General features: G+C 44.4%; 12 protein-coding genes. All 12 read right to left on the bottom strand.

The annotated features are described in order from the left end of the window. Positions 1-38: 38 nt before the first annotated feature. A complete protein-coding gene (locus V6668_RS11420) occupies positions 39-980 on the bottom strand; it encodes a MotE family protein (RefSeq protein ID WP_036609363.1) in 942 nt (313 codons plus the stop codon). A 43-nt stretch (positions 981-1,023) separates the two neighbouring features. Next, positions 1,024-1,476, bottom strand: a complete 453-nt coding sequence (gene fliJ, locus V6668_RS11415; RefSeq protein ID WP_036670362.1) for a flagellar export protein FliJ — start codon at positions 1,474-1,476, stop codon at positions 1,024-1,026. A gap of 11 nt (positions 1,477-1,487) precedes the next feature. After that, the gene (gene fliI / locus V6668_RS11410; protein ID WP_036609365.1) at positions 1,488-2,807 is read right to left on the bottom strand and encodes a flagellar protein export ATPase FliI; all 1,320 of its coding nucleotides are present in this window, start codon (positions 2,805-2,807) and stop codon (positions 1,488-1,490) included. Further along, positions 2,794-3,666 carry a FliH/SctL family protein gene (locus tag V6668_RS11405; RefSeq protein WP_422395252.1) on the bottom strand — a complete coding sequence of 291 codons (873 nt, stop codon included), beginning with the start codon at positions 3,664-3,666 and terminating at the stop codon, positions 2,794-2,796. The genes fliI and V6668_RS11405 overlap by 14 nt, the downstream gene beginning before the upstream one ends. Next, positions 3,650-4,666, bottom strand: a complete 1,017-nt coding sequence (gene fliG / locus V6668_RS11400) for a flagellar motor switch protein FliG (protein ID WP_036609368.1) — start codon at positions 4,664-4,666, stop codon at positions 3,650-3,652. Before fliG ends, V6668_RS11405 begins: the two co-directional genes overlap by 17 nt. Positions 4,667-4,677: 11 nt before the next feature. Further along, positions 4,678-6,261, bottom strand: coding sequence for a flagellar basal-body MS-ring/collar protein FliF (gene fliF, locus V6668_RS11395; protein WP_282321925.1), 1,584 nt, complete (start codon positions 6,259-6,261; stop codon positions 4,678-4,680). Between the two features lie 137 nt (positions 6,262-6,398). Further along, on the bottom strand, positions 6,399-6,710 hold the full coding sequence (gene fliE, locus V6668_RS11390) for a flagellar hook-basal body complex protein FliE (protein ID WP_017689190.1): 312 nt from the start codon (positions 6,708-6,710) through the stop codon (positions 6,399-6,401). Positions 6,711-6,768: 58 nt separating this feature from the next. Next, positions 6,769-7,218 carry a flagellar basal body rod protein FlgC gene (gene flgC / locus V6668_RS11385; RefSeq protein WP_017689191.1) on the bottom strand — a complete coding sequence of 150 codons (450 nt, stop codon included), beginning with the start codon at positions 7,216-7,218 and terminating at the stop codon, positions 6,769-6,771. Between the two features lie 6 nt (positions 7,219-7,224). Further along, entirely contained in the window at positions 7,225-7,632 is a 408-nt protein-coding gene (gene flgB, locus V6668_RS11380; RefSeq protein WP_036670359.1) for a flagellar basal body rod protein FlgB, read from the bottom strand. 987 nt (positions 7,633-8,619) lie between these two features. Then, complete coding sequence (gene hslU, locus V6668_RS11375) at positions 8,620-10,020, bottom strand: ATP-dependent protease ATPase subunit HslU (protein WP_047842474.1); 1,401 nt, start codon at positions 10,018-10,020, stop codon at positions 8,620-8,622. A 116-nt stretch (positions 10,021-10,136) separates the two neighbouring features. Continuing rightward, positions 10,137-10,679 (bottom strand): ATP-dependent protease subunit HslV, encoded by a 543-nt coding sequence (hslV, locus tag V6668_RS11370; protein WP_017689194.1) that lies wholly within the window; start codon positions 10,677-10,679, stop codon positions 10,137-10,139. A 26-nt stretch (positions 10,680-10,705) separates the two neighbouring features. Next, positions 10,706-12,049, bottom strand: coding sequence for an FADH(2)-oxidizing methylenetetrahydrofolate--tRNA-(uracil(54)-C(5))-methyltransferase TrmFO (gene trmFO, locus V6668_RS11365; RefSeq protein ID WP_422395251.1), 1,344 nt, complete (start codon positions 12,047-12,049; stop codon positions 10,706-10,708). Positions 12,050-12,069: the final 20 nt, after the last annotated feature.

Below are 12,069 nucleotides of genomic sequence, written 5' to 3'. Positions count from 1 at the left end.
TATTTTCACCTCCTCTCGGTTATACAGAGTAATCAGTTCTACTTGTTACCCATTAATCTGTTCAAAATTTTTGCAGTTTCAACCGAATCCTCTGAAGACATGTTCTCAAGCAATTGAGAGCGTGTTGCATCATCTACTGAATTCAGGATGGTCAATGTTTTGTCAGGACTCAACTTGTATGTTTCCAATAATAACTTGGCACCACTTGAAGCAGACATCGAAGCAAATGTTTGACTAAGCTGGTTTTTATCCAGGTTTTTGCTTGTGGTTGTGGATGCAGTTGAAGTTGCTGTGGTTTCTTTCTTCAATCTGGATTGCAGCGCATCCAGTGCCAGATCCCCGGACGGTTTAGCATCCTTCATCATCATGGTGACATCGGCTGCCGTTTTCGGGTCCATCTTTTCAAGCACCTTGGTCCGAGCAGATGACTGCATGGCATTCAACAACAATACCATTTCCTCATTCGTCATATTTTGCAAAATCGGTGCAGCTTTGCTTGGGCTCATGTCAGCATACATTTTAGCCAAATCTTTGATTTGTTTCTGATAATCAGATTCCGTTTCCGGCGTTGCTGCTGTAGCCGTTTCAGCCGCTTTTTCCGCATCATCCAACTTCTTCTGAAGGTCCGTGGCCTTCTTTGCTTCAGTTGTTGTCGCTTCCTGTGCTGCCTTGAGCTCTGTTTCTTTGGCAGTTACTTGGGATTTCAGCTTTTCGATTGTGGCTTCAGCACTTTCAACCTGCTGCTCACTCTTCTCCAGCTTCTCCTTCTCCGGATCCAGTACAGGATCAGGTACCCATTCCTTAACTACCGGTATCTTGTTGGCGAATTCAAACAAATTATTACGAATATCTACATTAAATAGCGTAAGTAGTACACCTAGCAATACTACGGTGAATACAATCGGGATTGAAATCATCAGAAATTTTTCCCAACCGCCTCCCGACTCTTTTTCCATGTCGCTATCATCTTTAACAGCCATCGTTCATTCCTCCTTCACGAGACAACTTCGCGTCCGGCTCACATCAATTCGCGCGTCCGGCTTTGGCAGCGAAGCGTACAGTAGCCATCTCGTCCAGATCGTTCTGTTCCCGGAGGAGCATCTCCTGCTGAAATTTGATCTTGGCCTTGTCTCTCGCTCCAAGCCATACTTTTTCATCAACCATCTTACCGTTCAGAAACGTCTGATTCCGTTGCACATTGACCTGAGCATGTTTAACATCACTGTTTTTGCGTGAAATGCACTCGTCAAGGTGATGTACATATCGCTGCATCTCCTGCAGACTGTTTACAGACGCTGTATTTTCCGTAGCAGATTGGATAATGCCGATCAGATTACTTCTATCATTAAGAAGTTGTATCAGATGTTCTTCCTCCGTCTGAAGTTTACCGATCGCTGTGGATAACATCCACTCTGCCTGTGTTTTTTCATTACTCTTCAGGTCAACAACTTTCTGGAAATGATATCGAAATTTCATCGTTTACCCATTCATCTCCTTGCAAATTCAAGAATCAAACGTTCCTGTACTTCACTTAAAGTGACTTTCTCGTCGACTTTCTGCTTGGTAAAGTTCCATATACTATCAATCTGGTCTATCGATTCATCTATGGCTGCATTTGATCCCCGCTGGTAAGCTCCAATATTGATCAAATCTTCCGATTCTTTGTACACAGCCATCAAACGTTTCATATTATTAACGGCTTCCAACTGCTCTTCCGGAGCAATATCCTTCATAACACGGCTTATGCTGGCTAACACATCAATCGCTGGAAAATGACCTTTATTTGCAATGGATCGATTTAACACAATGTGTCCATCCAGAATACCCCTTACCGCATCCGCGATTGGTTCATTCATGTCATCCCCATCGACCAGAACGGTGTAAAAGGCTGTAATCGAACCGGTAGGTCCTGTACCCGCCCGTTCAAGCAGTTTGGGCAAACTTGCAAAAACCGATGGCGTATATCCTCTCATTGCCGGAGGTTCGCCTACGGCCAGACCCACTTCCCTTTGTGCCATCGCATATCGGGTTACCGAATCCATCATGAGCATCACGTTCATTCCACGATCTCGGAAATACTCTGCAATAGTGGTCGCAATAACTGCTCCCTTGATCCGAATCAGGGCAGGCTGATCTGAAGTTGCAACAATGACTACGGAGCGTTCCAGTCCTTCTGGACCCAGATCCCGTTCAATAAAGTCACGTACCTCACGTCCACGCTCACCCACTAGCGCGATGACATTGACATCTGCTGCTGTATTACGAGCGATCATGCCCATCAATGTACTCTTACCAACACCAGAACCGGCAAAAATACCTACACGCTGTCCCTTACCTACGGTCAACAATCCGTCGATAGCTCTTACACCAACACCCATCGTTTCAAGTACACGCGGACGATCCATTGGATTAACCGGTGTATTGGAGGTAGAGTACATCGGCATTCTGGATGGAAGGAGGGAACCGTCTAGCGGTTGTCCGAGTCCGTCCAATACTTTACCGAGCAATTCGGAGCCTACCTGAACGCCGAGTGGTTTACCCGTACCTACTACATCGCAACCAGGACCGATGGATTGAAGTTCACCCAGTGGCATCAGCAGCACTTTGTTATCTCGAAACCCAACAACTTCGGCCTGAAGAGGCTTGGCCGATTTACCAGGATAGATATAACATACGTCACCGATACTTGCATCTGGCCCTTCTGACTCCACCATAAGACCAATGACCTGAGTAACTTTGCCGTTAATACGAACAGGATCGAATTGGCGCAAATGTTCCATATATCGCTGTGAACTAAGAACCTTCATGTTGATTTTTTCGCTCCTCATCCTCAAGTGCTATGCGGACCAGTTCTTTTTTAATCTCTGCAAGCTGTGTATCAATTCTCGCATCTACACTTCCAAACGAAGAACGAATGACACATCCCTTATCTTTGACCGTTGAATCAGGCAAAATCTGCAATTCTGCCTGAGAGTCAATGGACAGAGATAATTCTTCACGAGCTGCCTGTACAAATGTAAACTGATCAGGTGCCACACAGAGTGTGATCAAACCCTGCTCCCGTTTACGTGACAAACTCTGACGAATCAGCTCCAATGTATGATCGGGTTCAATGGTAAGTTGCTTATCAATGACTTTCTCAGCGATCCCGCAAGCGAGCTCCACGAGGAACGGTTCGGCTTCCTGAATGATCTGATCTTTAGCTACATAAGCTTCCCTGAGCACTTCCTGGGCTTCAATCATCATCTTTTCGATCTGCACCTGGAGATCCAGTCCAGCTTGTACTTGGCCTTCCTCAAAACCCTGTTGGAAACCTTGTGAACGAAGCGCTTCGGTCAGATGTTCATCCTGTTGTCGTTGTTCCTGCCACCAGCTGTCGATCTGTTCACGGGCCTCTTGAAGCATGCGCTCTGCCTCTTCTGAAGCTTCACGTACTTGCTTTTCTGCAAACTCCTTGGCATCTTCCAGCATTTCTGCGGTAAGACGTTGTGTTTCTTCGTCCACGCGTGCTTGAAGTGTTTCAACTTCAGAACCTTCAGCACTCACACCACTTAATTCCGTTTCAGACTCCTCAGAACCACCATAATGATGATGATTCTCAAGTTTTTTACGGTCATCAACCGGTACATACTGGAAAGATTTAATCAAATTAGACAATGATATCATCTCCTCCACCGCGTGCGATAATGATCTCACCGGCTTCTTCCAATCTGCGTATCGTTCCTACGATACGTGTCTGAGCTTCCTCAACATCACGCAATCGCACAGGTCCCATGAATTCCATCTCTTCTTTGAATGTCTCGGACATCCGTTTCGACATATTCCGGAACACGGCATCCCGAACTTCTTCGCTTGCCACTTTGAGTGCCAACTGCAAATCTGCGTTGTCGATATCCCGAATAATACGCTGAATCGAACGATCATCCACATTGACGATATCTTCGAATACAAACATGCGTTTTTTGATTTCCTCTGCAAGCTCTGGATCCTGAATCTCGAGCGAGTCCAAAATGGTACGTTCTGTCCCCCGATCGACTCCGTTCAGAATCTGAACGATCGATTCGATACCACCCGCATTCGTGTAATCCTGCGTTACAGTAGAAGATAGTTTCTGTTCCAGAACCCGCTCCACTTGAGAGATAACTTCTGGCGAAGTACTATCCATAACAGCCACCCGGCGAGCGACATCTGCCTGTTTCTCTTGTGGCAAGGATGATAGAATCGCTGCTGCCTGTTCGAATTGCAGGTAAGACAGAACCAGCGCAATCGTTTGCGGGCTTTCATTCTGAATAAAGTTCAAAATTTGATTCGGATCTGCTTTGCGCGCAAAGTCAAATGGTCTGACTTGCAGCGTAGCTGTCAAACGATTAATGACTTCAAGTGCTTTTGATGAACCCAGAGCTTTTTCCAGGATTTCTCTGGCGTAATTGATACCGCCCTGAGAGATATATTCCTGCGCCAGACAGATCTGGTGAAACTCGGCCATGATCATATCCTTTTCGGAAGAATCAACCTTGCGAACGTTGGCAATCTCCAACGTAAGTTGCTCGATCTCTTCGTCACGCAGATGTTTGAAAATCTGAGCCGATACTTCCGGACCTAATGTAATCAACAATATTGCTGCTTTTTGTTTGCCAGTCAAACCTTGACTGCTTGCCTTTGCCAATGCGCTCACCTCTATTCGTCAGCCAGCCAAGTACGCAGCAGATTGACGAATTCGTCTGGCTTTTTCTTGGCCAAACTCTCCAATTGTTTGCGCACCTGACTTTCGTTCGTTACACTGTCCAGCGTAATGGACGGGAACTCTGTTGCTATTGGAAGAGGAATCTCTTCTTCTTCGACTTCGTTTTGTTTGCGGCGACGGCGTACTAACAAAATAACTACCGCTGCGATCAATGCCGCTATGAGTGCGCCTCCACCCCACATCATCGTTGAGGAAAGCTGGAAACCTGTATTGTCTGCAGAGGCAGTCTGGAAGCCTTGTGACATAACTGAAACTTTCTTTGTCAGATCGGCGTCACTTATTATAGTGCCTGAGTCTGCCAGTGAAGCACGAACAATGTTAACCAAAATATTCTCAATTGCGTCCTGAACCGGTCCCTGTAATTCTGTTTCTCCATTCGGTGGTTCAACTGCAACGTTAATGGTTAAGTCTTTTACAGTATACGGACTGGAAATAATATCCTTGGCGATTCGATTAACATCGTAGTTTATAGTGCTTGATGATTCTTCGGAGGTAGAGTTACCGGTTGCATCAGATGATGGGTAACCCGGAACTTCCTCTTGCCCTGTGCCAGCAACACCACCTGTTGGATTGCTTGCGCCAGTGTAGCTCTTTTGTATCTCCTGCACACTGATCTCGATGCCTTTCATATTATCTACATCAACAGGTGTAACCAGATTTTCCTTACGTGTTTCTTTGTCAAAATTAAGTTTGGAGGCTACCAAAACATTAACTTTGTCTTCGCCTACAATCTGGGAAAGGAACTGCTTTACGTTATTACGGACATCGTTTTCAAACTTTTTCTGTAGTGCCATGTTCTCTTGAACTTCGGAAGACAACCCGCCACTGCCACCTCGGGCAGTTGGAATCAATTCTGCTTCATCTGTGTTTGTAATCGTGATGTTCTCAACAGGCAGATTAGGAATTGCAGTCTTAACCAAGTTAAAGTAGCCATCTACCGCTGCCTGATTTGGGTGATAACCCGGTTTGAATTGGAGAGCTACCGATGCTGATGCTTTGTCTTGTTCTTCCAAACCAGCAAAGATGTTATCTTTCGGCATATTAACCAGTACTTTAGCATCCTGTATCCCTTGCATCCGCTGAAGTAACTGTTCAACTTCTCCGTTTATAGCGTTGTTGTACTTTACATCAAACTCTTTATCCGTCATCCCGATGGGGGATGATGACTCCTCGAATGACTTATACCCTAATGAACCATTCTGAATAATCCCTTGAGATCCAACATTCACCTTTGCAATTGCAACACTTGTACTCGGTACGGATATGGTCTTGCCATCTGAACTTAATTTGTATGGAATGCTAGATGAATCGAGATAACTGATCACGCCCGCTGAATCACTTGCATTCAAATCTGTAAAAGCAACTTCATATTCCGTTTTGGACAATTGCATCGTGAGTACAACTGCAGCCAAAATCAGGAACAGGAAGGTGGATATAAATAATACTTTTTGCTTTTTGCTAAAACTATTCCAATACTGGGATGCCTTATCCCTGTACTGGGCGATTCTCTCATTCACTCTGTCACCCCATCCGAAACTTTGCTTAGTCTGTCCTTACTCAACCCTAGCCGTTTCATAGGTTGACGATCAGGAGCAGCATCGCAGCTGCTTTGTTGTAATGATCAGCGCTATTATCGAAGCGCAAGTAGGTTATTTTATAACTGCGTTCGCATAACTTCTTGGTATGCTTCGACCACTTTGTTTCGGACTTGAGTTGTGAGTTGTAGGCTTAACAAGGCCTGTTCTGAAGCAATCATCACTTGATCCACATTCGCTTTGCCGACCAAAAATTGATTCGACATTTCATGCGATTGAGCCTCCTGTGCTGCAACGGACCCTAATGCATTCTGTAAGTATGTACCGAAGCTCTGAATGGTTTCGGCTGGTGTAGAAGGCTTACTTTCGGTTGCACTCTTCATCTGTAGCGGTTGTATCCCCTGTGTGCTAAACATGTTGTTCTGAATCATTAATGTCCCTCCCCTTCATCCCTGGTTTGTATTTTTCTTATTTTCATTTTTAAGCAGATTATCTTCCAATCTCCAAAGCTTTGGAGATCATCGCTTTGGTTGAATTCAGTGCTGTTACGTTTGCTTCATATGAACGCGAAGCAGAGATCATGTCGACCATTTCTTTCGCAATATCCACATTAGGCATAAATACATATCCTTCTGCGTTTGCATCCGGATGAGAAGGGTCATACACAGGCTTCAGAGGTGACTGATCCTCGCGAATCTCCGTTACTCTTACGCCATCTCCTGAACCGCTACCTCTCATCTGATTTTGCAGCATCGTACCAAATGACGTTTTATTCGGCTCAAGCACAACCATTTTACGTTTGTAAGGGACCGCTTCACCATTGGATACGCTCGCGCGCGTAGTCTCTGCGTTGGCAATGTTGGAAGATATTACGTCCATCCGCAACCGTTGGGCTGTCAGAGCTGAGCTACTGATACTAAAACTATTACTAATGTTCAATTTAGGTTATCTCCCTTCCACGCCAACACGCATGATTTTAATTTGTTCGTTCACTTGCTGAATATAAGCGTTATAACGTAACTGATTCTCCGCCAGAAGACTCATTTCTCTGTCTATATCGACATTGTTTTCGTTGTTATTCATGGAGGTTGACTGGTCCATATTAACTACTGGCGTGGGTACGGAAGAGGAAGGACCTATGACAAAATGCCTTGCATCAGTTACTTTACCCTTAAGAACAGGCATATCTCCATTCATTTGCCCTTGCAACATTTCTTCAAAAGAAACGTCCGAGCGCTTGAAATACGGGGTGTCGGCGTTCGCGATGTTGTCAGCAATTGTTCGTTGTCTGATATTGGACGCATCGAGTGCACCTTGTAATCTTTTAAAGCTGATATCGTTTAAAAGATTCACAATCTCCCTCCTCTCTTTAGAAGTTATGGAAAAAGATTGTATCTTTTCCCTTAAAAATTCTTATGTTTTTTTCGACAAAAACATTCGTCTTTACACGGTTTTCTAGGACTTAAGTAGAATTAACTCTGATGTTGTCGTATAACATAAGTTTCTTCGAGTTTGGGATTTATTACAATAAGAAAAAAGCCCTATCTTTTCTGAAAGACGGGGCTTTTTGTGTATTTTCTGCAAATTATGAATTTTTTCGTAAATGTTCGGGCCCAAAACAAAAGTATGTTAATACTCTCCCTTATTGTTCTTTAACATTCTTAAAATAAAAAAAAAAATTCGAGTCTCAGCATGAGCTTATAACGCCCGTAATTATGTATATTTCCGAATATTTCATAGTTGATAATGTTAGAATTTTTTGCCGTCATACTAAGGGTTTAAGGATAATATGATAGGTATACATACAAAGCTGTATATTAATCAATTGACAAATTATCTTTCAAGAATAAAGAAAACTCGTCTTGCCCACACAACACTTTCTTAACAATTCAGTGGGGTCTATATATTTTAATTTTAAGGAAACAATTAGTGGCTTCAAACTTTTCAACAATTCATCATTTTGCGCATTTACGCAACATTTACCAATCTGTCGACTAAACCGATGACCAGACTTGGAATAAGGAAAATTCTTTTAATGGGAATCATTGGGTATGGAATGGAAGAATAACTACCACTCCGATAGGTATTAACTCCGGATACATGCGGCACAAGTCCTAGGTTTTGTCGATCCGTATAACAACCACACATCTTTTATCGGTTGTAACATCAAAATCCTTTAGATAGAAACAAAAATAAACGATATGCGTTAAGTAAGAGGGCCTTTGTGATTCGTTAAAGGATCGCTTCCCTTTGTCGATCACACAAATGTTCTCTACTCTCTTGCATACCGTTCATTTATAACATCATTTTAACAACTACATTACTAGCCGCAGCCGCATGTTACAGGATATACTGACTCAAATCACGATCAAGCGCAATATCATTTAATTTCTCCCGGACATACTCCGGAGTAATCACCATACGTTCCAGTGTAAGCTCAGGTGCCTCAAAGGATAAATCCTCCAAAAGCTTCTCAAGAATCGTATGCAATCGACGTGCACCTATATTTTCTGTATTTTGATTGACGGATTCAGCCAATTTGGCAATCTCGCGAATAGCCTCATCCGAGAACTCAATCTCAATATTCTCTGTGCGCAACAGATCAACATACTGCTTGGTCAGTGCATTTTGGGGTTCAGTCAGAATGGATACAAACTCCTCCAGTGTTAGACTGCTTAGTTCCACACGAATTGGGAAGCGTCCCTGAAGCTCAGGAATCAAATCAGAGGGTTTGGCGACATGGAATGCGCCAGCTGCCATAAACAGAATATAATCCGTTTTGACAGGGCCATATTTCGTCATCACTGTAGAGCCCTCTACGATAGGCAGAATGTCACGTTGCACACCCTCACGGGATACATCGGGTCCACTACCGCGTCCTTGACTGGCAACCTTGTCGATTTCATCTATGAAAATGATACCTGTCTGCTCCGCCCGGCGAATGGACTCTTGTGTAACATCATCCATATCGATCAATTTGCCTGCTTCTTCCTGGATCAACACTTTGCGAGCTTCTTTGATAGCGAGCTTGCGCTTTTTCGTACGACGAGGTAACAGGCTGCCAAACATCTCCTGCATGTTCATGCCCATCTGATCATTACCTTGACCAGCAAACATGTCCATCATGTTAGGCGCAGTGTCTTCGACATCAATCTCAATGATGTCATCCTCCAACTTGCCGGACAACAGATCAAACTTGATCTTACGGCGGCGTTCGGCAACCCCGGTATCTGGTTCTGGCTCATCCTGTTCCTGAACGTTGTTGCCATTATTACCAAAGATCATCTCAAAGGGATTACGCTGACTCTTGGACTTAGACTGTGAAGGAGCCAAAATATGTACAATTCGCTCATTGGCAGCTTCTTCAGCTTTGTCCTTCACTTTTTCAGTCCGCTCCAGCTTCACCATCCGCAGTGATGTCTCAATCAGATCACGCACCATCGATTCAACGTCACGGCCAACGTAACCTACTTCAGTGAACTTGGTAGCTTCCACTTTCACAAATGGCGCACCTACCAGTTTAGCAAGGCGACGGGCGATTTCCGTTTTACCCACACCGGTAGGTCCAATCATCAAGATATTTTTAGGCACAATGTCGTCCTGAGTGTGCTCAGGCAAAAGGCTACGCCGATATCGATTACGAAGGGCTACAGCTACCGATTTTTTAGCTTTCTTTTGACCTACAATATACTTGTCAAGCTCTGCAACAATCTGTCTCGGTGTTAACGCTTGAGTATTCATATTGCTTCCCTCCTACCAGTATGTTGAATTATTTTTCCTAGCAAGGACAAAGAATCCCCTAGACGTCCTGGAGCAGATTACAGAATCATGCTCCACTACGGGAGATTTCTTTGGCTTTATAACTCTTCTACAATAATATTATTGTTGGTATATACACATAGCTCCGAGGCAATCTGAAGTGATTCACGCGCAATATCTTTCGCTTCCAGGTTTACTGCATGACGTTTCAACGCACGCGCAGCAGATAAGGCAAAATTTCCACCTGATCCGATAGCAATAACGTCATCATCCGGTTCAATTATCTCCCCGCCGCCTGAAATGAGCAGCATACCTGATTTGTCCATCACAATCAAGAGTGCCTCAAGCTTACGCAAGATCCGATCCTGACGCCAATCCTTGGCAAGCTCTACAGCAGCACGTTGCAAGTTACCATGGTGCTCCTCGAGCTTACCTTCGAATTTCTCAAACAGGGTGATCGCATCCGCCACAGAACCAGCAAAGCCAGCAACAACCTGTCCGCGGTACAAACGTCTTACCTTCTTGGCTGTATTCTTCATCACAACACTTTGGCCCATGGTCACCTGACCATCTCCTGCGATTGCAGCCTTACCATTATGACGAACAGCACAGATCGTTGTAGCATGAAATGACATATCCATGATATCAGCATCCTCCCACGAATAATTTATACGCGTTCCGGAACAGTTAGACCTTCTGCCGCAGCAAAACTAATGATGCCATCCAGTGCACGCTGTGCAAGAGCTTCATTTTTTTCCTTTTTGTTACGAATCTTTGTTTCAAGCCTCGGCAACAAACCAAAGTTTGCGTTCATTGGTTGGAAGTGCTTGAAGTCAGCCGTTGTAATATACTGAGCCATACTGCCAAGTGTTGTTTCTACCGGCAATACCACCAGTTCCTGCCCAAGTGCTGCTTTGGCTGCGTTCATGCCAGCAATCAGCCCTGATGCAGCAGATTCCACATATCCTTCTACACCCGTCATCTGACCTGCAAAGAACAGGTTTGGACGCTCTTTAAACTGATACGTCGGAAGAAGCAGTTTAGGAGAGTTAATAAATGTATTACGGTGCATTACGCCATAACGAACGAACTCTGCATTTTCAAGTCCAGGAATAAGGGAAAAGACACGTTTCTGTTCTCCCCATTTCAGATGCGTCTGGAAGCCCACCAAGTTATACAGGGTTCCAGCTGCATTGTCCTGTCTAAGCTGAACAACCGCATGTGGCAACTCTCCTGTATGAGGGTTAACCAGACCTACCGGTTTCATTGGACCAAACAGAGCCGTCTGTTTTCCGCGTTTCATCATCACTTCGATTGGCATACAGCCTTCAAAGTAAATTTCTTTCTCGAACTCTTTCAATTGAGCGACTTCAGCAGTAATGAGAGCTTCATAGAAGACATCAAACTCTTCTTCTGTCATCGGACAGTTCAGATATGCCGCTTCACCCTTATCATAACGGGAAGCCAGATACACTTTATTCATATCAATTGAATCTTTTTCGATGATCGGTGCAGCTGCATCATAGAAGTAGAAATACTCTTCCCCCATTAGTGCCTTGATTTGCTCAGACAATGCAGGTGAGGTCAACGGCCCCGTTGCAACAACAACGATGCCATCTTCCGGCAGAGAAGTTAATTCCTCATTCACCACTTCGATGAGCGGATGCTGGTGCAACGTGGATGTAATCTCACCTGAAAATCCATCCCGGTCCACAGCAAGTGCCCCACCTGCGGGAACTGCATGTTTGTCTGCTGCTGACAATACGAGAGAATTGAGCATTCTCATTTCTTCTTTTAACACACCCACTGCATTGGTCAATCCATTCGCACGAAGCGAGTTGCTACATACCAGTTCTGCAAATTTATCCGTATGATGGGCTGGCGTTTTCACAACAGGTCTCATCTCGTATAATTTCACGCGTACGCCGCGACTTGCAATCTGCCAGGCCGCTTCTGTTCCTGCCAGCCCGGCACCAATAACGGTTACTTGTTGTTCATTCGTCAAAATCATTTACCCCCATAAAGCAATTT

This window comes from Paenibacillus amylolyticus, assembly GCF_036894225.1.
Lineage (GTDB): Bacteria > Bacillota > Bacilli > Paenibacillales > Paenibacillaceae > Paenibacillus > Paenibacillus amylolyticus.
Note: the sequence above shows the minus strand (reverse complement) of the source record. Positions and strands in the feature narration are given on the sequence as shown.

Coding starts and splice junctions, on each gene's coding strand:
- V6668_RS11420 (WP_036609363.1), bottom strand. CDS start 980: ATGGCTGTTAAAGATGATAGCGACATGGAAAAAGAGTCGGGAGGCGGT.
- fliJ (WP_036670362.1), bottom strand. CDS start 1,476: ATGAAATTTCGATATCATTTCCAGAAAGTTGTTGACCTGAAGAGTAAT.
- fliI (WP_036609365.1), bottom strand. CDS start 2,807: ATGAAGGTTCTTAGTTCACAGCGATATATGGAACATTTGCGCCAATTC.
- V6668_RS11405 (WP_422395252.1), bottom strand. CDS start 3,666: ATGATATCATTGTCTAATTTGATTAAATCTTTCCAGTATGTACCGGTT.
- fliE (WP_017689190.1), bottom strand. CDS start 6,710: ATGATTCAGAACAACATGTTTAGCACACAGGGGATACAACCGCTACAG.
- hslU (WP_047842474.1), bottom strand. CDS start 10,020: ATGAATACTCAAGCGTTAACACCGAGACAGATTGTTGCAGAGCTTGAC.
- hslV (WP_017689194.1), bottom strand. CDS start 10,679: ATGGATATGTCATTTCATGCTACAACGATCTGTGCTGTTCGTCATAAT.
- trmFO (WP_422395251.1), bottom strand. CDS start 12,049: ATGATTTTGACGAATGAACAACAAGTAACCGTTATTGGTGCCGGGCTG.